The sequence below is a fragment of the Streptomyces sp. YIM S03343 genome (assembly GCF_054729195.1).
This window is the reverse complement of record NZ_JBPUKX010000002.1, coordinates 303,664-326,602: the sequence shown is the minus strand read 5'-3', so window position 1 is coordinate 326,602 and position 22,939 is coordinate 303,664. Positions and strand designations below refer to the sequence as shown.

Here is a 22,939-nt window from a genome sequence, read left to right as displayed (position 1 = left end):
ACAGACATGCCATCAGCAACTAGCGAGAAGCTCCCGACCGACATCGTCGTGGTCGGTGCCGCACGCACCCCCCACGGCCGGTTCAAGGGAGGACTGGCGGCACTGACCGCCGTCGAACTGGGGTCCGTCGCCATCAAGGGTGCCCTCGAACAGGGCGGCATCGACCCCGCCGAGGTCGAGACCGTCGTGATGGGCAATGTGCTGCAGGCCGGCCTCGGACAGTGCCCGGCCCGCCAGGCGGCCATCGGCGCGGGCCTCGGCTGGGACGTGACGGCGAGCACCGTCAACAGGGTGTGCCTGTCCGGCCTGACCGCCGTCATCGACGCGGCCCGGATCATCCGCTCCGGCGGGGCCGCTGTCGCGGTGGCCGGGGGCATGGAGTCCATGTCCAACGCCCCCCACCTGCTGCTCAGGTCGCGATTCGGCTACGGCTACGGCAACGTCGACGTCGTCGACAGCCTGGCCAACGACGGGCTGTCGGACGCCTGGAGCCATGAAGCCATGGGCCTCGACACCGAGAAGCACCTCGCCGAGTACCCGGCCTCCCGCGCCGACCAGGACGCCCTCTCCGCAAGGTCGCACGAACTGGCCGCCAAGGCCTGGGCCGACGGTGTCTTCGACGCCGAGGTGGTCCCCGTGACCGTCAAGGGCAGGAAGGGCGACACCGTCATCGCCCAGGACGAGGGCATCCGCCCGGAGAGCACCGCGCAGTCCCTCGGCAAGCTGCGCCCGGCGTTCAGCCCGGACGGAAGCATCACCGCCGGCAATTCCTCGCAGATCAACGACGGGGGAGCGGCCGTGGTGCTGACCACCCGCGCGAACGCCGAGGCCAAGGGCTGGACCGTGATGGCGACGGTGAGGGCCGCGGGCCAGACCGCCGGCCCGTCCCCGGCACTGGCCCCGCAGCCCGTGAACGCCATCCGCAAGGCCCTGGAGGTCCAGGGCTGGACCGTGGACGACCTCGACCTCTTCGAGGTCAATGAGGCGTTCGCCGCGGTGGCGGTCCACACCACGCACGAGCTGGGGATTCCGCCGGAGAAGCTCAACGTCCACGGCGGCGCCGTCGCCCTCGGCCACCCGATCGGGCAGTCCGGTGCGCGGCTGGTCGCCCATGTCGCCCACGAGCTGGCGCGCCGCGGCGCGGGCCGTGCGGTGGTCGCGCTCTGCGGCGGCACCGGCCAGGGCGATGCCCTGCTGCTCGAAGCCTGACGTCCGACGGTCGATGCAACAGAGGATGAGACCGATGAACAAGCTCGTCGAGATCGATGAGGCAGTCTCGAAGATCACCGATGGAATGACGGTGATGGTGGGTGGCTTCATGGGGTGCGGCAATCCGCATCACATCGTGGAAGCGCTGGTGCGCAAGGGCGTCAAGGACCTGACGCTGATCTGCACGGACGCGTCGTCACCGGGCTACGGCGTGGCCAAGCTGGTCGAGGAGAAGCGGCTGCGGAAGCTGATCGCGTCCCATGTCGGCCTCAACCCCGCCGTCGCCGAGCAGATGAACTCCGGCGTGCTGGAGGTCGAACTGGTCCCGCAGGGCACCCTCGCCGAGCGCATCCGCTCCGGCGGCGCCGGACTCGGCGGAGTGCTGACGCCGACCGGCACGGGCACCCGGGTCGCCGAGGGGAAGCGGATCATCGAGGTCGGCGGACGGGACTTCCTGCTCGAGGAACCGCTTCGCGCGGACGTCGCGCTGATCAACGGATACCGCATCGATCCGAACGGCAATGTCTGGTACCGGGGCACGACCCGGAACTTCAACACCGTCATGGCGACCGCGGCCGACCTGGTCATCGCGGAGGCCGACTTCCTGGTCGGCCTGGGTGACATCCCCCCGGAGGACGTGGTGACGCCCGGTGTCCTCGTCGACTACATCGTGAAGGGAAGCGAGCTCTGATGGCCCCCGTCCTCGACAAGAACCTCATCAGGGCGATCATCGCGCGCCGGGTCGCCAGGGAGCTGAACGACGGCGACTTCGTCAATCTCGGGATCGGACTGCCCACCCTCGTCCCCGAATACCTGCCGGACGACGTTCATGTGACCTTCGAGTCGGAGAACGGGATCGCCGGCAGCGCGCCCGGGGGTGGGTCCGGATCCCGCTATGTCGTGGACGCCGGCGGAAAGCCCGGCACCTGCGTCGTCGGCGGTGCCTTCATCGACTCCGCGACCTCGTTCGGGCTGATCCGCGGCGGACATATCGATGTCACGGTGCTCGGTGCGCTCCAGGTCGACCAGGAGGCCAACCTGGCCAACTGGATCATCCCCGGGAAGATGGTGCCCGGCATGGGAGGTGCCATGGACCTGGTGGTCGGAGCCAGAAAGGTCATCGTGGCCATGGAGCACACCCAGAAGGGCTCACCCAAGATTCTCCGGAAGTGCACGCTGCCCCTGACGGCCCCGGCCTGTGTCGATCTGATCGTCACGGAGATGGGTGTCATGGCATTCGAGGACGGCAGGCTGGTGCTCAAGGAGATCAACCCGGAGTACACGCCCGACGAGGTGAAGGCCGCCACCGAGGCCGACCTCGTGATCGCGGAACCGCTGGTCGAGATGGTTTGAGGCGAGGCCGGACGCGAGGCCGGGACCCCGGTCGGGACGCGCGGTCGGGATGCCGGTCGGGACGCCAGGTCCAGGCGTTCCCGACCGCCGTCCGGGCACCCAGGCACTCGGTCATCAGGGTGTCAGGGCCGCGACAACTCCTCGCCCGCCGCCGCGTCGACACGCCGCCCGCAGCTGCGGGCGGCGTGCGCCACCGACCCGCGCCTCGCGCCCGCCCGCCGCATCCGCCGTAGCCACGCCGCCGACTGCTGTCCCCGCAGCCAGGCGCTCGGCTTCTGCTCCCGCAGCCGGGTGCCTCCACATACCGCCTGAACCGCCACAAATCCCTTGTGGTCCCAACCCGCACCTCCGAAAGGCACGGCATGTCACGTTTGACCCGACGTTCGGTTCTCGTCGCAGGCACGGTCGCCGCAGCTGGCCTGCTGGCACCGACCGCCGCTGTCGCCGCCCCCGCCACAACGACCTACCGCAGGATCACGGTCCGGGCCGGAGAAACCCTGGTGGTCAGCAAGACCACCAAGGTCGATGTCCTCACCATCGCCGAAGGAGGCACCCTCAGCGCACCGGACGGTTACAGCTTGACGCTCACCGTCGACGGCGTGGAGACCGGCCAGAAACTGACCGAGACGGGCGGCAGCAGAACGGCCGTCGTCGCCGGTACCTACCGCGGCGACGTGGTACTGACCGTGGCCACCGCCACTCCGCACGCCTACCAGAGCCTCACCTTCCCGTTCCGCCAGGGCCTGTATGTCGACTCCACCGGTGTCGTGACGGCCAAATCCGTGCTGGCGGGCGTCGTCGGGGGCCGGCTCACCGACACGTACGCCCGGAACATCGGGATCGCCTCGACCGGAGAGTCGTACAACGGCGTGTATGTGGCCGGTGGCGACTACCTGCTCAAGACCCCGCGGATCTCCCTCGTCGGCAATGGCCGCAGTGACTTCATCGGCTACGGCGCGGCCGTCCTGGGCTACGGCGACGACACCACGCTGGTGATCGACGGCGCCGCGATCAAGACCCAGGGCGTGGTCCGCACCGCGGTCATCGCCGACGGCGGCAGCAACGTGATCGTCAAGAACTCCCGCATCCTGACGAAGAACGGCGAACTGCCCGACGACTACGTGTCCACCGTCGAGACGGCCTACATGCAGGACGCCCCCTGGATGCTCGGCATCTCCGGCAACGTCCGTGCCACCAACCTGCTCGGCGAGAAGAGCCAGGCCACCTACATCAACTCCGCGGTGTACGCCGAGGGTTGGGGCGCCCTGTCGGTGGACAACGGCTCCAACTGCAAACTGACCGCCATCAACTCGGAGTTCGGCAACACCGGGGACGACGGCTACGGCTCGTACGCCATCGGCGACACCACCGAGCGCTTCCTCGGATGCGAACTGCATGTGTCCACCTACGCGGCCATCAACCGCGGCGGTGCGATCCACTACGGCGACAGCTCCCGCGCCACCGTCGCCGCGCTGAACGAGGAACTGGATCTCGGGCTGTCCGCGACCGAACTCGCCGGGCTCACCCCACGCCGTACCACGATCGACTCCCTGCGCTGGGGCGTGATGTGGCACGGCGCCGGCTCCGTCACCGTCGACGGCGGCACCGTCTTCAACACCGCCAAGAGCACCTTCCTCGACAAGGGCCAGAAGGTCTCGATCACCGTCGACGGCTCCGGAGGCGTCCGCCTCAACCCCGGCGACGGCATCATCCTCCAGGTGATGGAGGACGACGACCCGGGTCCGGTGATGGTCGACGGCAAGCTGATGAACACCGGTGTCTACAAGGAGCCCACCGGCGACCCGGACCGGGACAGCAGCTTCGACGTCGCCACCGTCCACGACGCGGACGCCACCGCGGCGTTCACCGACATCTCCGTCAAGGGCGACTTCTACAACGCCATGCGCGGCGGCAAGAACATGGCCGTGACGTTCACGGACTCCCGGGTCGAGGGCGTGATCTCGGCGTCCGCGGCGAAGCACGCCATCAGCACCATCAGCTCCGCGGAATACCGTCAGCTGGGCGAGATCACCAACACCGCCCAGGCCGTCGTCAACAACGGTGTGATCGTCGATCTGGCGGCAGGATCCCGCTGGGTCGTCACCGGCACCTCGTACCTCAGCAAGCTGGTCCTCGCCGACGACGCGAGCGTCACCGGCCCGCGCGGCCGGACCGTGACCCTGACGGTCGACGGCACGGCCACCGACATCACCCCCGGCACCACCTACACCGGCGCCCTCAAGCTGACGGTCGCCTAGCCCCCCTGAGCCCTAGCCCCCAGACCGCGAAGGCCGCCCCGCCACACCGGGGCGGCCTTCGCCTGGGTCATGAGGCCGTGAGGCCCCGAGGTCAGGAAAGACCCGACGCCCGGAGCACCGCCCGGGTCGTCTCGTCGTCGATGCGATGGCCCAGCCGGTCCAGGACATCGGCTCCCTGGCTGAGTGTCCCGCGCTCCAGCGAGCGGCGGACACCTGTGTCGAGTTCGTGCCAGAGCAGGGGGTTGGCGACGAGGACCCGGGGGTCGAGTTCCAGGTGCCCGCCGTGGACGTCCCGCAGGATGAGGTGGGAGGCTACGCCGTCGAATTGGTGCACCGATTCCAGGGCGTCGGTGCGGACGATGCGGCGGCGCCGCAGGCTGCGGACGGCGAGCCGGCCGGGGGCCGCGCTGACCCGTTGGGGGAGCAGGAGGACGCCCAGCGCGGCGGACAGGGTGACCCAGAGGAGGGCGCGCAGCGGTGTCAGGGTTCCCGCGTCCCAGTCGACCAGAAGGCTCATGGCGCAGAACACCAGGGCGCAGGAGAGCGCGAGCCGTGCGCTGCCTCTCCAGTGGCGGTCGCCGACCCAACCCGTTTGTTCACGCCGTCGCATGGCGCCGACTCTAGGTGCGGCTGTGGGGGTCGGCGACTGCCGTTGACGGGACGTTAGCGCTGTTCGGGCGGGTCTTGACGAGATCTTGACGCGGTCGCCCGGACGCCCCCGAGACCGAGGGTTTTCAGCCGACGTGCACGCGCGGGCGGAGGCGCCGGTTCGACTCGGCCCCGCGCAGGACTTCCCGGGTGACCGGGGCCACCTCGCCCTGGCCGAAGAGGAAGAAGCGCAGGAAGTTCGCGAAGGGGTGTCCCTCGGTCCACTCGAAGTAGATGTGCGGGGTGCGGCCGGTGGTGTCACGGACGTGGAGGACGAGGGCGGCGAGCGCGTTGGGGACGGAGGAGGACTCCACCGTCAGGACCCGGTACCGGTTGTGGAGCACCTCGCCGCGGACCATCAGTTCCGCCTCGAACTCGGAGGGGTCGGTGACCGTGACCTCGACGAAGACGAAGTCCTCCTGTTCGGGCATGTCGTTGTCGGCCCGGATCTGCTCCACCTTGTCGCGATACTCGGCCACATCCCGTCGGCCCGGTTCATTGGCGATGAAGCGGATCTTGCGGCTGGCGATGTCGCGGATGAACCGCTCGGCCAGGGTGTCGAGACGGACGCTGGTCACCCGCAGTTCGAAGGCGCGGGCCAGCCGGGACGTGAGGGAGACCAGGATGATGCCGACGATGAAACAGGCGCCGATCTTCACACCGTCCGGGCGCTCGATCACGTTCGCGACGGTCACGTAGAGAAGGACGGCCGAAACGACCGCGAACCCGATGGTCCAGCCCCGCTGGGCGGCCTTGCGGGCGGCGATGGTCACGGCGATGGCCGCGGAGGACATCAGGACCAGGACGCCGGTGGCGTAGGCGCCGCCCTGGGCGTCCACGTCGGCGTCGAAGATCCAGGTGACCAGGAAGGCGACCAGGGTGAAGACGATGACCATCGGGCGTACGGCGCGGGCCCAGTGGGGGGCCATGCCGTAGCGGGGCAGGTAGCGCGGCATGAGGTTGAGCAGTCCGGCCATGGCGGAGGCGCCGGCGAACCACAGGATGGCGATGGTCGACGCGTCGTAGACCGTGCCGAAGGTGTTGCCGAGGTATTCGTGCGCCAGATACGCCAGCGCACGGCCGTTGGCCTGACCGCCGGTCTTGAACTCGTTCTCCGGGATCAGCACGGTGGTGATGAAGCTCGTCGCGATCAGGAACACGCTCATGATCAGCGCGGCGGTCGTCAGCAGCTTCTTGGTGTCGCGGATCCGGCCCGTGGGGCTCTCCTCGGTGTCGGCCGGGTCGCCCTGGACGTGCGGCATCACCGCGACGCCGGTCTCGAAGCCGGACAGGCCGAGGGCCAGCTTCGGGAAGACGAGCAGGGACACGCCGATCATCGCGAAGACGCTGCCGTGCTCGGTGGTCAGGGCGCTGGTCCAGTCGGTCACCACGTGCCCGGCGGTCAGCACGTGCCACAGCCCGGTGACCACGACCACGGCGTTCAGCGCGAGATAGACCACGACCAGGGTCACCGCGACACCGATGGCCTCCAAGAAGCCTTTGAGGAACACCGCGCCGAGCAGCGCGACCAGCAGCAGGGTGATCAGCATCTGGCGGCCGTGCAGGACGCTGGTCAGGTGAGGGTTCTCTATCAGGTGGGTGGAGGCGTCGGCGGCCGACAGGGTGATGGTGATGAGGAAGTCGGTGGCGGCGAAGCCCAGCAGCGTGAGCACGAACAGCTTGCCCTTCCAGAAGGAGAGCAGCCGTTCCAGCATCGCGATGGAGCCCTCACCGTGCGGGCTCTCCTCGGCCACTCGCCGGTACACCGGGAGGGCGCCCGCAAGGGTGACGACGACCAGGACGAGGGTGGCGATCGGGGAGAGCAGGCCGGCCGCCAGGGCGGCGATACCGGGCTGATAGCCGAGGGTGGAGAAGTAGTCGACGCCGGTCAGGCACATCACGCGGTACCAGCGCTGGCCTCTGTGCGTGGGTTCGGGCTCGGCGTGGGGTGCGGATTGATCGCTGCCCTTGCCCATGTCGGACAGCCCTTCCAGCATCCACGTCCGTAGTCGGTCCGGCAGCGGCTGTTCGGTGGTGGCCATGGACGTGCTCTCCTGACATGCGGCTCAGCGTGGGATTCGGCCATCACCCGGACGGCCGCACCAGCGTAAGCAGGGAGCGCGGCAGGAGCCCCCGGGGCGCTCCCTCCCGGCCGTCAAGACGGTGTTAAGACTGCGGAGTCCGGCCGCCCTGCTCACGGATGCCGTAAGAAGCCCGTCAAGGCGGTGGCCGCGCACGTAAGAGACCCGTCAACGGCACTCGGATCCGGCCACCGGGCGGGGTTTCCTCTAACCGTCCGATCCGTTCGCGGATGGTTTCCCGCATCTGATCTAGGAGTTCGCGATGGCCGATCTGGCCTTCGTCGTCGCCGTGCTCGCCGGTTTCGCACTGGTGGCCCTTGTCGCCAAGGGGGTGACGAAGCTGTGACCGCCGAGAACGTCGTCGGCCTGATCGTGGCCGTCGCCCTGCTGGGCTATCTCGTCCTCGCCCTGATCTTCCCGGAGAGGTTCTGAGACACCATGGGTCCCGTCCTCGCCGGCGTGCTCCAACTGCTGGCCCTGGTGGGCGCGCTGGCGCTCGCCTACGTCCCTCTCGGTACCTACATGGCCCGGGTCTACTCCTCCGACAAGCACCTGCGGGTGGAGAAGTGGATCTACAAGGGCATCGGTGCCGACCCCGACACCGAGATGCGCTGGCCGGCCTACCTGCGCGGACTTCTCGCCTTCTCCGCCGTCAGCGTCCTCTTCCTCTACCTGCTCCAGCGGCTCCAGGGCGTCCTGCCCGGTTCGCTGCACTTTTCCGCGGTCAACCCGGCGCAGTCGTTCAACACGGCCGTGTCCTTCGTGACCAACACCAACTGGCAGTCGTACTACGGCGAGCAGACCATGGGGCACGTCGTGCAGACCGCCGGTCTCGCCGTGCAGAACTTCCTCTCCGCGGCCGTCGGCATGGCCGTGGCGGTGGCACTGGTGCGCGGCTTCGCACGCTCGCGTACCGGTGAACTCGGCAACTTCTGGTCCGACCTGGTGCGCGGCACCCTGCGGGTCCTGCTGCCGGGCGCGGCTCTCGCCGCCGTGGTTTTGGTGGCGTTCGGCGCGATCCAGAACTTCTCCGGAATCCATGAGGTCGGCCAGTTCCTGGGCGGCTCCCAGCAGTGGAACGGCGGCGCGGTCGCCTCCCAGGAGGCCATCAAGGAACTCGGCACCAACGGCGGCGGCTACTTCAACGCCAACAGCGCCCACCCGTTCGAGAACCCGACACCGTTCACCAACCTCTTCGAGATCTTCCTGATCCTGGTGATCCCCTTCTCGCTCACCCGCGCCTTCGGCGTCATGGTCGGCTCGGTGAAGCAGGGGTACGCGATCCTCGCCGCGATGGCCACCATCTGGCTGGGCTTCACGGCCTTGATGATGTGGACCGAGTTCGCCCACCACGGTGCGGCGCTGCAGGCCGCGGGCGGGGCGATGGAGGGCAAGGAGGTCCGCTTCGGTGTCGGCGGGTCGTCGATCTTCGCGGTCTCGACGACGCTCACGTCGACCGGTGCGGTGGACTCCTTCCACTCCTCCTTCACCGGGCTCGGCGGCGGGGTCGCGATGCTGGGCATGATGCTGGGCGAGATCGCGCCCGGCGGTACCGGCTCCGGCCTCTACGGCATGCTGATCATGGCGGTGATCGCCGTGTTCATCGCCGGTCTGATGGTCGGCCGTACACCCGAGTACCTGGGCAAGAAGATCGGCGCGCGGGAGATGAAGCTCGCGGCCTGCTACATCCTCATCACCCCGGCGCTGGTCCTGGTCTTCACGGGCCTTTCGACGGCGCTGCCGACCCCGCCGCACTCGATGCTCAATTCCGGTGCACACGGTTTCTCGGAGGTGCTGTACGCCTTCACGTCCGCCGCCAACAACAACGGCTCGGCCTTCGCCGGTCTGAACGCGAACACCGACTGGTTCAACACCATGACCGGACTCGCGATGCTGCTCGGCCGCTTCCTGCCGATGGTCTTCGTCCTGGCGCTCGCCGGTTCGCTCGGCGAACAGAAACCGGTCCCGGTCACTGCGGGCACCCTGCGCACCGAGAAGCCGCTGTTCACCGGGCTGTTGGTGGGCGCGATCCTGATCATCACCGGTCTCACCTACTTCCCCGCCCTGGCACTGGGGCCGCTGGCCGAGGGGCTGGCGTGATGACCACCCGCATAGAAAAGTCAGAGGGCTCCATGTCCACAGCCACTCCGACCCGGGCGCCGCACAGCGACGTACCCACCGGGCACAAGGCTCCCGGGGGCCGCGTCGGCGCGGGTCTCTTCGACCCCGGGCAGTTGGTCAGGTCGCTGCCGGACGCGGTCCGCAAGCTGGACCCGCGGGTGATGGCCAAGTCTCCCGTGATGTTCGTCGTGTGGATCGGTTCGGTCCTGACGACCGTGTTCTCCTTCAAGGACCCGGGGGACTGGTTCGGCTGGGCGATCAGCGCCTGGCTGTGGCTGACCGTGGTCTTCGCCAACCTGGCGGAGGCTGTGGCCGAGGGCCGTGGCAAGGCGCAGGCCGACACCCTGCGCAGGGCCAAGACCGACACCGTCGCGCGCCGCCTGCTCGCGGACGGCCCATCCGAGGAGCGGGTTCCGGGCACCGGGCTGAGGATCGGCGATCTGGTGGTCTGCGAGGCCGGTGACGTCATCCCCGGCGACGGCGATGTCGTCGAGGGCGTCGCGTCCGTCGACGAGTCGGCGATCACCGGTGAGTCCGCGCCCGTCATCCGTGAGTCCGGCGGTGACCGCTCGGCGGTGACCGGCGGCACCAAGGTCCTCTCCGACCGGATCGTCATCAGGATCACGACCAGGCCGGGCGAGACTTTCATCGACCGGATGATCAGCCTCGTCGAGGGCGCGGCCCGGCAGAAGACGCCGAACGAGATCGCCCTGAACATCCTGCTGGCCTCGCTGACGATCGTCTTCCTGCTCGCCGTCGCCACGCTGCCGCCGTTCGCCGACTTCGCCGGTACGCATCTGACGATGATCGTGCTGGTGGCTCTGCTGGTGTGTCTGATCCCGACGACGATCGGTGCGCTGCTGTCCGCGATCGGCATCGCGGGTATGGACCGCCTGGTGCAGCGCAATGTCCTCGCCATGTCGGGCCGTGCGGTGGAGGCCGCCGGCGATGTCTCGACACTGCTGCTGGACAAGACGGGCACCATCACGCTCGGCAACCGGCGGGCCGCCGAGTTCCTGCCGGTGCGCGGGGTGACCGAGGCGGAGGTTGCGGACGCGGCCCAGCTGTCGTCGCTGGCCGACGAGACGCCCGAGGGCCGCTCCGTCGTGGTCCTGGCCAAGGAGCGGTACGGGCTGCGCGAGCGTCATCAGGGTGAGCTGTCCGGTGCCGAGTGGATCGCGTTCACCGCTCAGACCCGTATGTCGGGTGTGGACGTCGACGGCCGCAAGATCCGCAAGGGCGCGGCCGGTTCGGTCATCGCCTGGGTGCGGGAGGAGGGTGGCGTAGTCGCCGAGGATGCGGACGGCATCGCCAACCGCATCTCCGAGGCGGGTGGTACGCCGCTGCTGGTCGCGGTCCACGACGAGCAGGGCGCCCGCGTGCTGGGCGTCATCCATCTCAAGGACGTCGTCAAGGACGGCATGTGGGAGCGCTTCGACGAGCTGCGCCGTATGGGCATCAAGACAGTCATGATCACGGGTGACAACCCGCTGACGGCGAAGGCGATCGCCGAGGAGGCGGGCGTCGACGACTTCCTCGCCGAGGCCACCCCCGAGGACAAGATGGCCTTGATCAAACGGGAGCAGGCGGGCGGCAAGCTGGTCGCGATGACGGGCGACGGAACCAACGACGCGCCGGCCCTCGCCCAGGCGGACGTCGGCGTGGCGATGAACACCGGCACGTCGGCCGCCAAGGAGGCCGGCAACATGGTCGACCTCGACTCCGACCCGACCAAGCTCATCGAGATCGTCGAGATCGGCAAGCAGCTCCTCATCACCCGGGGCGCGCTCACGACCTTCTCCATCGCCAACGACGTCGCCAAGTACTTCGCGATCATCCCGGCACTGTTCGCGGCGGTCTACCCGGGCCTGGACAAGCTCAACATCATGGGCCTGTCCTCGCCCGACTCCGCGATCCTCTCTGCCGTCATCTTCAACGCGCTGATCATCATCGCGCTGGTGCCGCTGTCCCTGAAGGGCGTGCAGTACAAGCCGGTCAGCGCCGACCGGATGCTGCGGCGCAACCTGACGGTCTATGGCATCGGCGGGCTGATCGCACCTTTCATCGGAATCAAGATCATCGACATGCTCATCTCCCTCATCCCCGGAATCGGTTGACCGGCATGAACAACTCCGTCATGAACACCGCCCGGCTGCTCGGGGCCGGTCTGCGCGCCCTCCTGGTGCTCACCCTGGTGACCGGCGTCGTCTACCCGCTGGCCGTCACGGGCATCGCCCAGGCCCTGTTCCACGACAAGGCGAACGGCTCCGAGATCAAGGCCGATGGCAAGGTCGTCGGCTCCTCCCTGATCGGACAGTCGTACAACCTGCCGCTGAAGAAGGGCCAGGACACCCCGGACGCGGACCTGAAGTGGTTCCAGGGCCGTCCGGCGAACGGGCTCGGCGCCAACAGCGTCAACACCCGGTACAAGCTGCTGTTGTCCGGTGCCACCAACCTGTCCGCCGACAACAAGGACCTGATCGCGCAGGTCGGCGCCGCCAAGGCCGCGGTGGTCAAGGACAACTCGGTGCCCGGCTACACCGTCAGGCCCTCGGACGTTCCCGCCGACGCGGTCACCTCCTCCGGCTCCGGCCTGGACCCCGACATCTCCCCGGCCTACGCGGAGTTGCAGGTCCACAGGATCGCCCAGGAGAACGGCCTGTCCGTCGCACAGGTGGACAAGCTGGTCGACTCCCACACCGAGGGCCGCACCCTGGGCTTCATCGGCGGGCCCCGCGTGAACGTCCTCGAACTCAACATCGCGCTCAAGGACCTCGTGGCGAAGCAGTGACGGCCATGCGACCCACACGGGGGCCGGCGGCTCCGGGAGATGCCCCGGAGCCGTCGGCTCCCGCCGCCCTGAAGCGGTCGCCTCGGTCCGGCACACGACAGGAGAGGCACGCCCCATGACCCGGGTACTCGTCGTCGAGGACGACCCGCAGCTCGTACGGGCTCTCGTCATCAATCTGCACGCCCGCCGCTACGGTGTGGACGCTGCCCCCGACGGGGCCGAGGCCCTGCGGCTGGCCGCCGCGCGGCAGCCCGATGTGGTGCTGCTCGACCTCGGTCTGCCCGACATGGACGGCGTCGACGTCATCAGGGGCCTGCGGGGCTGGAGCCGTGTCCCGGTCCTGGTCCTGTCCGCTCGGCAGGGGTCCGAGGAGAAAGTGGCCGCCCTCGACGCGGGCGCCGACGACTACATCACCAAACCGTTCAGCATGGACGAACTGCTGGCCCGGCTGCGCGCCGCGGTCCGCCGCACCGAGGACACCGCGCTCGTCCCCGAGACGACGCGGGTCGAGACGGCCGACTTCACCATCGACCTGCTCGCCAAGAAGGTCCAGCAGGACGGACGGGATGTGCGGCTGACACCGACCGAGTGGCATCTCCTGGAGATCCTCGTGGCCAGTCCCGGCCGGCTGATCACCCAGCAGCAACTCCTCCAGGAGGTCTGGGGCGTTGCCCGGCGGGACAAGACCAACTACCTGCGGGTCTACATGGCCCAGCTGCGGCGCAAACTGGAGAGGGACCCCGCCCACCCTCGCCATCTGTTCACCGAGCCCGGTATGGGCTACCGCTTCGAGGGATGACATGGGACGCGGAAAGCTACGGATCTACCTCGGCGCGGCGCCCGGCGTCGGCAAGACGTACGCCATGCTCTCCGAGGCGCACCGCCGTGTCGAGCGGGGCACCGACTGCGTGGTCGCGTTCGTCGAGCACCACCACCGGCAGCGCACCGAGGTCATGCTGCACGGCCTGGAACAAGTGCCGCGCAAGCAACTCGTGTACCGGGGCGGCACGTTCGACGAGATGGATGTCGACGCCGTGCTGGCCCGCCGTCCCGAAGTGGCCCTGGTCGACGAGCTCGCGCACACCAACGTCCCCGGCTCCCGCAACACCAAACGATGGCAGGACGCCGAGGAACTGCTCGCCGCGGGCATCGACGTCGTCTCGACCGTCAACATCCAGCACCTGGAGTCGCTGGGCGACATCGTCGAGTCCATCACCGGGGTGCGGCAGCGTGAGACCGTCCCCGACGAGGTCGTACGGCGCGCCGACCAGATCGAACTGGTCGACATGTCGCCGCAGGCGCTGCGCCGCCGCATGGCGCACGGCAACATCTACACACCGGACAAGGTCGACGCAGCCCTGTCCAACTACTTCCGGCCGGGCAATCTGACCGCGCTGCGCGAACTGGCGCTGCTGTGGGTGGCCGACCGGGTCGACGCCTATCTCACCGAGTACCGCAGTGAACACCATGTCTCCGCCATATGGGGCTCACGCGAGCGGATCGTCGTAGGACTGACCGGCGGTCCCGAGGGGCGCACCCTGATACGGCGCGCCGTGCGGCTCGCCGAGAAGGGCGCCGGCGGCGAGGTCATGGGCGTCTACGTGTCCCGCAGTGACGGCCTCACCACCGCCTCACCCGGAGAACTGGCCGTGCAGCGCACCCTCGTCGAGGATCTCGGCGGCACGTTCCACCAAGTCGTCGGCGACGACATCCCGGCCGCCCTGCTCGACTTCGCCCGAGGGGCCAACGCCACCCAGATCGTTCTCGGTGTCTCCCGGCGCAAGAACTGGCAGTACGTCTTCGGACCGGGCGTCGGCGCCACGGTCGCCCGCGCCTCCGGGCCCGACCTTGATGTCCATCTCATCACCCACGACGAGGCCGGCAAGGGCCGCGGACTGCCAGCGGCACGCGGCGCCCGCCTGTCACGGACCAGGGTCGTGTGGGGTTGGCTCGTGGGCGTGCTCGGCCCCGTCCTGCTCACCTGGCTCCTGACCGGCGTCACACCGTCGGTCGGTCTGGCCAACGACATGCTGCTGTTCCTGACGTGCACGGTGGCGGCGGCCCTGCTGGGCGGGCTCTTTCCGGCACTGGCCTCGGCCGTGGTGGGCTCCCTGCTGCTCAACTGGTTCTTCACCCCACCGGTCCACACACTGACGATCGCCGACCCGGAGAACATCGTCGCCATCGTGATCTTCGTGGGGGTCGCGGTGTCCGTGGCGTCCGTGGTGGACCTCGCCGCGAGGCGCACTCATCTGGCGGCCCGGCTGCGTGCCGAATCGGAGATCCTCTCCTTCCTGGCGGGCAACGTGCTGCGCGGGGAGGACACGCTGGATGCTCTGCTGGAACGCGTCCGCGAGACCTTCGCCATGGACTCGGTGGCCCTGCTGGAGCGCCCTGGTGAGACGGCCGCGTGGACCTGCGCGGGCAGCACCGGGCCCCGGCCCGCAACGATCCCGGAGGAGGCCGACGTCGACGTACCGGCGGGGGAGCACATGGCCCTGGCGCTGCGCGGCAGAGTGCTGCCGGCCGCCGACCGGCGGGTGCTGGCCGCGTTCGCCGCGCAGGCTGCCGTGGTGCTGGACCGTCAGCGCCTGCGCCGCGAGGCCGACCGGGCCGGGGAACTCGCCGAGGGCAACCGTATGAGGACCGCGCTGCTCGCCGCGGTCAGCCACGACCTGCGCACCCCGCTCGCCGGGATCAAAGCGGCCGTCTCCTCGCTGCGCGCCGACGACGTCGAGTGGTCCGACGAGGACCGGGCGGAACTGCTGGAGGCCATCGAGGAGGGTGCCGACCGGCTCGATCACCTGGTCGGCAACTTGCTGGACATGTCCCGGCTGCAGACCGGCACCGTCACCCCCATCATCCGTGAGACCGACATCGACGAGGTCGTGCCCATGGCGCTGGGCGGGGTGCCCGAGGACACCGTGGCGCTGGACATCCCCGAGACCCTGCCCATGGTCCAGGTCGACCAGGGGCTGCTGGAGCGGGCGGTCGCCAACGTCGTCGAGAACGCCGTCAAGTACAGCCCGCCCGGCGAGAAGGTCCTGGTCTCGGCGAGCGCCATCGCCGACCGGGTCGAGGTACGGGTCGTCGACCGCGGCCCGGGCGTACCCGACGAGGCCAAGGACCGCATCTTCGAGCCCTTCCAGCGCTACGGCGACTCCCCCCGCGGCCTCGGCGTCGGCCTCGGCCTCGCGGTGGCCCGCGGTTTCACCGAGGCGATCGGCGGCACCCTGCGAGCCGAGGACACACCCGGCGGCGGCCTCACCATGGTCCTCGCCGTACAGTCGGCCCCGCAGCGGGACGGCGCTCGGGGAGTATCCGCACCAGCGGTGGCGGAGCGATCTTGATTCCGGACCGGTGACGTGTCCGTTTTGCCTGGTCAGCGGAGTCAACCTCCTGGCTGTGCCCGCCGACTACCTGTCTGCTGGGCAACAGTGCGACCACATCGACTTCTTGGGCCGCCATGTCTTCAACCCGCCGACCGTGCCGGACCTGCGGCGATGTGTGACCCGCACACCGATGGCGGGACGCGGGCGGGTGCCGGGGCGGCACACAGAGGGCGACGGTGCTACGTTGATCGCAAGCGTGTTCGAATTGGTTGGGTGTTTGCCCGTTCGGGACGCTCAACCGCTGCACGGAGACGTACGCATCAGGAACGCCACCACGTGGAGATGACGCCATGCCGGCCATCAGCAGAACCCCGACCCCGTACAGTTACTCGTCCGCCGTCGCGGCAGGAGACTTCGTCTTCCTCGGGCTGCACCGTGGCTTCGGCACGGACTTCACCGAGCAACTGGACGACGCGCTCGACCGCCTTGACCAGACCCTCGGAGGTCACGGCCTGCCCCTCGCAGATCTGGTCAAAGTCAACGTGTGGCTCAAGAACATCGACGACCTGCCCACCATGGAACGGCACTTCGACCACCGCTTCCCTCCGGGCGGCTTTCCCGCCCGCATGACCGCGACCACCGAGTTCGTCGACGCCGACTGCCTGGTGATGATCGACGGTGTCGCGTATCGCGGCGCGACCCGCTGAGCGTCCTGATCGGCCATCATGGACGGGGCGCGGGTGTTTCCGGAGGTGGGTCGACTGTGCTGTCGCCGGAGCGGACCGCTGAGATCGGCGAGGTCATCGAACGGATCACGCATTGGGCGAGAGGCCGTGCGGACATCGTCGGTCTGCTCCTGGTGGGATCGTGCGCGCGCGACGCCGCGCGACCGGACTCCGACATTGACGTCGTCCTCCTCACCGCGGACGAGTCCCGCTATCTCAGCGAGGATGCCTGGATCCTGGAACTCGGGCTGGGCCAACCGATGCGCGCCCGCCAGTGGGGACCGATCACAGAGCGGCGCTGTTCCACGGCCTCGGGTCTGGAGGTCGAGCTGGGCATCGGCTCTCCGGCCTGGGCGAAGACAGATCCCGTCGATCCCGGAACACGTCGGGTCGTCATGGACGGCGCCCGAGTGCTGCACGACCCGGCAGGCATCCTCGCCGACCTGCTCGTCGCCTGCTGATCGGCGTCCTCTGCCATGAGCAGCCCACCCGTGCCGCTGTGGCGGAACGGGTGGGGGGGACCGCCGGGTCAGTCCGCCAGGCGGAAGGTGCCGAGTCGGCTGACCATCTCCGGGTCGCGGTGGCTGAAGAACAGTGAGCTGCCGGTGTCCAGGACGGCGATACGGGCCATCTGGTCGTCGGTGAGCTCGAAGTCGAAGACGTCGATGTTCTCCGCCATCCGGTCGGCGCGGACCGACTTGGGGATGACCACGACGTCCCGCTGGATCAGCCAGCGCAGTACGATCTGGGCCACGGACTTGCCGTGCTCCTCGCCGATCGCGCTGAGGACCGGGTGGGTGAACAGGTTGTTGCGGCCCTCGGCGAACGGGCCCCACGACTCGATCTGGACGCCGCGCTCGCGCATCAGCTCCTGGTCGGCCGTGCGCTGGAAGAACGGGTGGGTCTCGATCTGGTTCACCGCGGGCGTGACCTCGTTGTGGTCCATCAGGTCGACGAGCCGGTCGGAATAGAAGTTGGACACCCCGATCGCCTTGACACGGCCTTCGCGGTACAGCTCCTCCATCGCGCGCCAGGAGCCGTAGACATCGCCGAGGGGCTGATGGATCAGATACAGGTCGAGATGGTCCAGGCCGAGCTTGCGCAGACTCCTGTCGAAGGCCCGCCTGGCCCTCTCCTCTCCGGCGTCGGAGATCCACAGCTTGGTGGTGACGAACAGTTCCTCGCGCGGGATCCCGCTGCTCTTGATCGCCCGGCCGACGGCTTCCTCGTTCTGATAGGCGGCGGCGGTGTCGATCGCCCGGTACCCGGCGGCGAGCGCGTCGGCGACGGCCTGCTCGGTCTGCTCCGGCGGGATCTGGTAGACGCCGAAACCGAGGACCGGCATCCGGACGCCGTTGTTCAGGGTGACGGTGTGCATGGTGCTTCCTTCTTCGGCGAATCTCTGTGAACTTCTCTGCACTGCTCTGCGCTTCTCTGATCTTGGGTCACCGTTCGAGCATGCGCAGTCCGGCCTCGGAGTGGGTGGCGCCGGCGGCCGGGGGCAGACCGGAGAGCTTCTCCAGGATCTCCGGGCTGAGCCGCAGGCTGTCGGCGGCCGTGTTCTCCTCCACACGTGAGACGCGCTTGGTGCCCGGGATGGGCGCGATGTCGTCTCCCTGGGCGAGCAGCCAGGCGAGGGCGACCTGGGCGGGTGTGGCGCCCGCTTCGGCGGCGATCGTCTGGACTTCGTCGGCGATGCGCATGTTGCGCCGGAAGTTCTCGCCGGTGAAGCGCGGGTTGCCGCGGCGGAAGTCGCCTTCCTCGAAGTCGGCCTCGTTGCGGACGCTGCCGGTGAGGAACCCGTGCCCGAGCGGGGCGAAGGGGACGAGGCCGATGCCGAGCTCGCGCAGGACCGGCAGAACGCGGTCCTCGATCCCACGGGTCCACAGCGAGTACTCGGACTGCACCGCGGTGACGGGGTGGACGGCGTGGGCACGGCGGATCGTGTCCGGCCGGGCCTCGGACAGGCCGATGTACCGGACCTTGCCCTCCTCGACGAGTCCGGCCAGGGCGCCGACCGTCTCCTCGACGGGCGTGTCCGGGTCGACGCGGTGCTGGTAGTACAGATCGATGTGGTCGGTGCCCAGCCGCTTCAGTGAGCCTTCGACGGCGGTGCGGACGGTGGCAGGTCTGGAGCTGCGGTTCCACACGCCGCGGCCACCGTGGTCGATCATGCCGAACTTGGTCGCCAGTACGACCTTGTCGCGGCGGCCCTTGAGAGCACGGCCGACGAGTTCCTCGTTGATGTAGGGGCCGTAGATCTCCGCGGTGTCGATGAGCGTGACCCCGAGTTCGACCGCTCGGTGGATGGTGCGGACGGACTCCGCGTCGTCGGTTCCGGCGCCGGTCAGACCATGGGACATGCCCATCGCGCCCAGACCGATACGGGAGACCTCCAGATCACCCAGCTTGATGTATTTCATGCCTCTCAGCTTCTCCTGACGGGGTGTCGGGCCGGGGTTCACATTCCGGCCGGGTAGTCGGTGGACTTCGCCAGGTCGTGCTGCGTCTCGAAGTCGCCGATCCGCCGGCGCAGCACGCCGATGGTGGTGTCCAGAGCCTGTGACCCGAGCACCGTCCGCAGCGGCGCCGGTTCGATGTCGGCGGACTCGATGATGCGCGCGGCCATGCGCTGCGGGTCGCCCGCCGCCAGGCCGTTCGCGGGGTCGAGCATCGCCGTGAAGGCGTGCGCCGGAGTGCCGTCGTAGACGTCCATGAGGTCGGCGACCCGGGCGCTGCCGTAGCGGAACTCGGTGCGCGCACCGCCCGGTTCGACGATCGTCATGCCGATGCCGAAGCCCGCGACCTCTTGGGCGACCGACTCGACGAACCCCTCGATGCCCCATTTGGTGGCGTGGTAGAGGGAGTTGCCGGGGAAGGCGACCTGCCCGCCGTAGGAGGAGATCTGGATGACGCGTCCGCCGCCCTGGGCGCGCAGATGGGGAAGGGCCGCGCGGATCAGGGTGATGGAGCCGGTGAGATTGGTGGCGATGACGTGATCGACCTGGCTGTCGGTGAGTTCCTCCGCGGCGCCGAACAGGCCGTAGCCCGCGTTCGAGACGACCACGTCGACCCGCCCGGCCCCGAACGCCTCGTCCACCGTTTCGCGGACCGCGCCGGTGTCGGTCACATCCAGGATCTGTGCCCGGAAGGTGTCGGGGTACGTCTCGCGCAGACCGGCGACCTTGTCCATGGCGCGGACGGTGCCGATGACGCGGTCGCCGCGCGCCAGGAGCCGGGTGCTCAGGGCGAGGCCGAAGCCGCTGCTGACACCGGTGATGAACCAGGTCCGGGTGGTCACGCTTCTTCCTTCGCGGGCGCGGGCGCGGGCGCGGGCGTGGGCGCGGGCGCGGTGCCTGGGGCCGGGGCGACGGCGTCGACGGCGGCCAGGGCGTTGAGGGTGCGGGGGTAGCCGATGAACGGCAGCAGACCGGTCAGGACGGCGATCAGCGCGGCGCGGTCGTTGCCGACGTTCACATTCGCCGCCACGTGTCCCCGTACCTGGGGGTCCGCGCCGCCGAGCGCGGTGAGCAGGGCGAAGGTGAGCAGCTCCCGGGTGGGGACGTCGAGGCCCGCGCGGGTGTAGTGGTCTCCGAAGCAGTTGGCGCTCAGCAGCCGCTGGATGTGCTGCTCGTCGGCCGGAGCACGGGCGTACATGGCGTCCACCGCGGCGGCGCCGACGATCTCCTTCTGCACCGCCGATCCTCGCTCGAACCGGGTGGCCGGGCCAGTGGTGGACCGGCCCTCCAGCGGCAGCCGGATCCCGCGGTCGGTCAGGACGTCGTTGGTGGCGTGCAGGAAGTCGAAGACGCGGGCCATCCCGGCGTACGGCACCGCCTGGTAGACGATCTCCTTGGCCTCCACAGGGGTGACACCCACGGTGAGGGCGGCGCCGAGCATCACCCGGTACTCGGCGACCGCGCCGACGGCGATCATCGCGGCGAGCTGCGTCATCAGCCGGATGCGTTCCGGCAGCTGCGGCGTGTGCCGCAGCACCTCGTCGAAAGCGAAGTTGTCGAAGTACTCGATCAGCTCCGGATCCGTGACCGCGAGCCTGGACTCGTGGCCGGGAAAGAGCCGCTCGTGTACCGCCGCGGCGGCTTCGCCGGGCTTGCGGAACGTCACGGCCGCACCAGCACCTTCAGGTGCGAGCGGGAGCCCACCGTCCGGTAGGCGTCCGCGACGTCGTCGAGGGAGACCTCGGCGTCGAACCCCTTGCCCGGTTCGATACGCCTCTCCAGCACATCCGGGATCGCCTGCTCGATGTAGGCGCGCACCGGGGCGGGTCCGCCGGTCAGCCCGGCGTTCTTCCCGAACAGCGAGCCGAAGCCGACCGGGGCCTCCTCGTACTGCGGCACACCGACCCGGGAGATGACGCCGCCGGGACGCTGCGGCGGCCTGCGCGCAGCCGGTCACGCGTGCCGGCCGTGACCGGATACGCCGCAGACCCGCCCCGCCCGTCGCCCACGGGGTGGATCTTGCTGCTCGGCCCGGTGCGGGAGCGGCTGAGCCGGTGGTCTCGAGGGGCGGTCCCGCACGGCTCGCTCAGGCCGCTCTGCACAAACATCATTTGTAGGCCAAAATGGTGTTCGGCCTGATTGCTCCTGAAAGGGGGCCAGCGATGGCTGTGGAAATATCTCCACTTCTCAAGCCCTCCAAGCTCAGAAGCCGTGGAGGCCTGCTGGGTGAGTGCCTGGCAGAGTTCCTGGGGACCTTCGTCCTCATTTCGTTCGGTTGCGGTGTCGTGGCGATGGCCGTCGCGGCGCTGCCCGGGTCCGGGCGTGCGGCGACGTTCACGACGATCTTCCTCGCCGCCGGTGACTGGCTCCTGATCACCTTCGGCTGGGCCTTCGCCGTGACCTTCGGTATCTACGTGGCCGGCGGTGTCAGCGGCGCCCATCTGAACCCGGCGGTGACGCTGGCGTTCGCGGCGCGCCGCAAGTTCCCGTGGGCGAAGGTGGTGCCCTACTGGGTGTCGCAGTTGATCGGCGCCATGGCCGGGGCATCGCTCGTCTTTCTCGTCTACCACGACGCGATCAACGCCTTCGACGACCGCTCGATCGGGCCCAAGCACGGCGGGCACACTCTCGCCACCTTCTCGATCTTCTCCACCTTTCCGGCGCCGTACTTCCATGGCGGGAACTGGGGGCCGCTGATCGACCAGATCGTCGGCACGGCCTTCCTGGTCATGCTGGTCGTTGCGGTCATCGACGCGCGCAACACCGCCGTGGGTGCCAATATGGGGCCGTTCATCATCGGCCTGATCGTCGCCGCCATCGGCATGTCCTACGGGGCGAACGCCGGCTACGCGATCAACCCCGCCCGTGACTTCGGACCACGGCTGATCACCTGGTTCGCCGGATGGCAGAGCTTCGCATTTCCGGGGGACGGGGTGTGGTTCAACGACTACTGGTGGATTCCGATCGTCGGCCCGCTGATCGGCGGCCTGATCGGAGTGCTGATCTACGACCTGTTCATCGGCGACATCCTGCACGCCCGTCTCAAGCTGGGCGAGCTCCCGGAGCCAGGACGCACGCGGCCCACGATTGACGAGGGCTGACAGCGGCCAGGACTCCTTCGGCTATCCCGGTTGGCGACCCGCGGCGGGGGTTCCGGGAGAGGCATCACCCGGAACCCCGTGGCACTCAGTACCCGGAGGAAGCGTCGCCGCCCGCCAGAGGTGCGGCACCGGCGAGGCGACCCCGGAGGTCGTCCAGGATCGTGGCAGTGGCGGTCGCGCCGAAACGGGTGGCCCCCAGATGGTGCAGGTGCAGCAGGGCGTCGAGCGTTCGCACGCCGCCTGCGGCCTTGACCTGGATGTCCGGTGAGACCGTACGCCGCATCAGGGCAATGTCGTGGGCGGTCGCTCCCCCGGGGGCGAACCCCGTGCTGGTCTTCACGAAGGCAGCTCCCGCCGCTTCGGCCGCCCGGTATCCGGCGATCTTCTGGGCGTCGTCCAGATACGCGTTCTCGAAGATCACCTTGACTGTGCGGCCCCGCGCGGCTTCCACGACGGCGGCGATCTCGTCCCGGGTGTACGCAACGTCACCGCCGCGCAGCCGACCGATGTCGATGACCATGTCGATCTCCTGTGCCCCCAGAGCGACCAGCTCGGCGGTCTCGTAGACCTTGGCCGCGGTGGTCGCCCCACCGTGGGGGAAGCCGACCACGGTGCCGACCGCGACCCCGCTGCCGTCGAGTGCCACCACGGCGGCCGCTACGTCCGCCGGGCGCACGCACACCGAGGCTGTGCGGTACTCCAGCGCGGTCGCCACGCCCTGGGCGACCTCGGCCGGGGTCAGCTCGGGCCTCAGCAGCGAGTGGTCGATCATCTTCGCCACCTCTTCGCACGCGGGCAGCGGACCGTCCCAGCGTTCGACAGAGTTCGCGGCAGTAGGCATGGCGTTTCCCTTCAGTCGTC

Annotated in this window: 22 protein-coding genes; 13 read left to right on the top strand and 9 right to left on the bottom strand. The window is 69.1% G+C overall.

Features of this window, described 5'->3' with window-relative positions:
* The first annotated feature begins 6 nt into the window (after window positions 1–6).
* Genes ACSYGN_RS37250 through ACSYGN_RS37240 form a run of 3 tightly spaced genes read left to right on the top strand, consistent with a single transcriptional unit; the run spans window position 7 to window position 2,562 of the window.
* Window positions 7–1,209, top strand: a complete 1,203-nt coding sequence (locus ACSYGN_RS37250; protein WP_460404560.1) for an acetyl-CoA C-acetyltransferase — start codon at window positions 7–9, stop codon at window positions 1,207–1,209.
* 34 nt (window positions 1,210–1,243) lie between these two features.
* A complete protein-coding gene (locus tag ACSYGN_RS37245; RefSeq protein ID WP_460404558.1) occupies window positions 1,244–1,900 on the top strand; it encodes a CoA transferase subunit A in 657 nt (218 codons plus the stop codon).
* The gene (locus tag ACSYGN_RS37240; RefSeq protein WP_460404556.1) at window positions 1,900–2,562 is read left to right on the top strand and encodes a 3-oxoacid CoA-transferase subunit B; all 663 of its coding nucleotides are present in this window, start codon (window positions 1,900–1,902) and stop codon (window positions 2,560–2,562) included. Before ACSYGN_RS37245 ends, ACSYGN_RS37240 begins: the two co-directional genes overlap by 1 nt.
* 122 nt (window positions 2,563–2,684) lie before the next feature.
* Here the strand turns inward: ACSYGN_RS37240 and ACSYGN_RS37235 are convergent, their stop codons facing one another.
* Window positions 2,685–2,882 carry a hypothetical protein gene (locus tag ACSYGN_RS37235; protein WP_460404554.1) on the bottom strand — a complete coding sequence of 66 codons (198 nt, stop codon included), beginning with the start codon at window positions 2,880–2,882 and terminating at the stop codon, window positions 2,685–2,687.
* Between the two features lie 42 nt (window positions 2,883–2,924).
* On the opposite strand from ACSYGN_RS37235, the gene ACSYGN_RS37230 reads away from it, so the two are divergent.
* Window positions 2,925–4,820 carry a hypothetical protein gene (locus ACSYGN_RS37230; protein ID WP_460404552.1) on the top strand — a complete coding sequence of 632 codons (1,896 nt, stop codon included), beginning with the start codon at window positions 2,925–2,927 and terminating at the stop codon, window positions 4,818–4,820.
* Window positions 4,821–4,911: 91 nt separating this feature from the next.
* Here ACSYGN_RS37230 and ACSYGN_RS37225 read toward each other — a convergent pair whose 3' ends face one another.
* On the bottom strand, window positions 4,912–5,430 hold the full coding sequence (locus ACSYGN_RS37225) for a hypothetical protein (protein WP_460404550.1): 519 nt from the start codon (window positions 5,428–5,430) through the stop codon (window positions 4,912–4,914).
* A gap of 124 nt (window positions 5,431–5,554) precedes the next feature.
* Complete coding sequence (locus tag ACSYGN_RS37220) at window positions 5,555–7,510, bottom strand: APC family permease (RefSeq protein ID WP_460404548.1); 1,956 nt, start codon at window positions 7,508–7,510, stop codon at window positions 5,555–5,557.
* Between the two features lie 381 nt (window positions 7,511–7,891).
* On the opposite strand from ACSYGN_RS37220, the gene kdpF reads away from it, so the two are divergent.
* From kdpF to ACSYGN_RS37180, 8 genes are all read left to right on the top strand, one after another.
* Window positions 7,892–7,981 (top strand): K(+)-transporting ATPase subunit F, encoded by a 90-nt coding sequence (gene kdpF / locus ACSYGN_RS37215; RefSeq protein ID WP_018566520.1) that lies wholly within the window; start codon window positions 7,892–7,894, stop codon window positions 7,979–7,981.
* Between the two features lie 6 nt (window positions 7,982–7,987).
* Window positions 7,988–9,649 carry a potassium-transporting ATPase subunit KdpA gene (gene kdpA / locus ACSYGN_RS37210; protein WP_460404545.1) on the top strand — a complete coding sequence of 554 codons (1,662 nt, stop codon included), beginning with the start codon at window positions 7,988–7,990 and terminating at the stop codon, window positions 9,647–9,649.
* A 32-nt stretch (window positions 9,650–9,681) separates the two neighbouring features.
* Window positions 9,682–11,787 carry a potassium-transporting ATPase subunit KdpB gene (kdpB, locus tag ACSYGN_RS37205; RefSeq protein ID WP_460404543.1) on the top strand — a complete coding sequence of 702 codons (2,106 nt, stop codon included), beginning with the start codon at window positions 9,682–9,684 and terminating at the stop codon, window positions 11,785–11,787.
* 5 nt (window positions 11,788–11,792) lie between these two features.
* Window positions 11,793–12,461, top strand: a complete 669-nt coding sequence (locus ACSYGN_RS37200; protein WP_460404541.1) for a potassium-transporting ATPase subunit C — start codon at window positions 11,793–11,795, stop codon at window positions 12,459–12,461.
* 115 nt (window positions 12,462–12,576) lie between these two features.
* The gene (locus ACSYGN_RS37195; RefSeq protein WP_460404539.1) at window positions 12,577–13,260 is read left to right on the top strand and encodes a response regulator; all 684 of its coding nucleotides are present in this window, start codon (window positions 12,577–12,579) and stop codon (window positions 13,258–13,260) included.
* A gap of 1 nt (window position 13,261) precedes the next feature.
* Complete coding sequence (locus ACSYGN_RS37190; RefSeq protein ID WP_460404537.1) at window positions 13,262–15,811, top strand: DUF4118 domain-containing protein; 2,550 nt, start codon at window positions 13,262–13,264, stop codon at window positions 15,809–15,811.
* Window positions 15,812–16,143: 332 nt separating this feature from the next.
* Window positions 16,144–16,500 carry a RidA family protein gene (locus tag ACSYGN_RS37185; RefSeq protein WP_460404535.1) on the top strand — a complete coding sequence of 119 codons (357 nt, stop codon included), beginning with the start codon at window positions 16,144–16,146 and terminating at the stop codon, window positions 16,498–16,500.
* Between the two features lie 56 nt (window positions 16,501–16,556).
* The gene (locus ACSYGN_RS37180) at window positions 16,557–16,979 is read left to right on the top strand and encodes a nucleotidyltransferase domain-containing protein (RefSeq protein WP_460404533.1); all 423 of its coding nucleotides are present in this window, start codon (window positions 16,557–16,559) and stop codon (window positions 16,977–16,979) included.
* A 68-nt stretch (window positions 16,980–17,047) separates the two neighbouring features.
* Here the strand turns inward: ACSYGN_RS37180 and ACSYGN_RS37175 are convergent, their stop codons facing one another.
* The 5 genes from ACSYGN_RS37175 to ACSYGN_RS37155 all read right to left on the bottom strand — a co-directional run bounded on the left by ACSYGN_RS37175 (window position 17,048) and on the right by ACSYGN_RS37155 (window position 20,876).
* On the bottom strand, window positions 17,048–17,896 hold the full coding sequence (locus ACSYGN_RS37175; RefSeq protein WP_460404531.1) for an aldo/keto reductase: 849 nt from the start codon (window positions 17,894–17,896) through the stop codon (window positions 17,048–17,050).
* Window positions 17,897–17,963: 67 nt separating this feature from the next.
* On the bottom strand, window positions 17,964–18,941 hold the full coding sequence (locus ACSYGN_RS37170) for an aldo/keto reductase (RefSeq protein ID WP_460404529.1): 978 nt from the start codon (window positions 18,939–18,941) through the stop codon (window positions 17,964–17,966).
* 38 nt (window positions 18,942–18,979) lie between these two features.
* Window positions 18,980–19,819 carry an SDR family oxidoreductase gene (locus ACSYGN_RS37165; protein WP_460404527.1) on the bottom strand — a complete coding sequence of 280 codons (840 nt, stop codon included), beginning with the start codon at window positions 19,817–19,819 and terminating at the stop codon, window positions 18,980–18,982.
* Window positions 19,816–20,643: a carboxymuconolactone decarboxylase family protein gene (locus ACSYGN_RS37160; RefSeq protein ID WP_460404525.1), complete on the bottom strand. Its 828-nt coding sequence runs from the start codon at window positions 20,641–20,643 to the stop codon at window positions 19,816–19,818. The genes ACSYGN_RS37165 and ACSYGN_RS37160 overlap by 4 nt, the downstream gene beginning before the upstream one ends.
* Window positions 20,640–20,876 carry a hypothetical protein gene (locus ACSYGN_RS37155; protein ID WP_460404523.1) on the bottom strand — a complete coding sequence of 79 codons (237 nt, stop codon included), beginning with the start codon at window positions 20,874–20,876 and terminating at the stop codon, window positions 20,640–20,642. The genes ACSYGN_RS37160 and ACSYGN_RS37155 overlap by 4 nt, the downstream gene beginning before the upstream one ends.
* Window positions 20,877–21,139: 263 nt before the next feature.
* On the opposite strand from ACSYGN_RS37155, the gene ACSYGN_RS37150 reads away from it, so the two are divergent.
* Entirely contained in the window at window positions 21,140–22,078 is a 939-nt protein-coding gene (locus ACSYGN_RS37150; protein ID WP_460405750.1) for an MIP/aquaporin family protein, read from the top strand.
* A gap of 85 nt (window positions 22,079–22,163) precedes the next feature.
* Here ACSYGN_RS37150 and deoC read toward each other — a convergent pair whose 3' ends face one another.
* Window positions 22,164–22,919 (bottom strand): deoxyribose-phosphate aldolase, encoded by a 756-nt coding sequence (gene deoC / locus ACSYGN_RS37145; protein WP_460404521.1) that lies wholly within the window; start codon window positions 22,917–22,919, stop codon window positions 22,164–22,166.
* Window positions 22,920–22,939 lie beyond the last annotated feature (20 nt).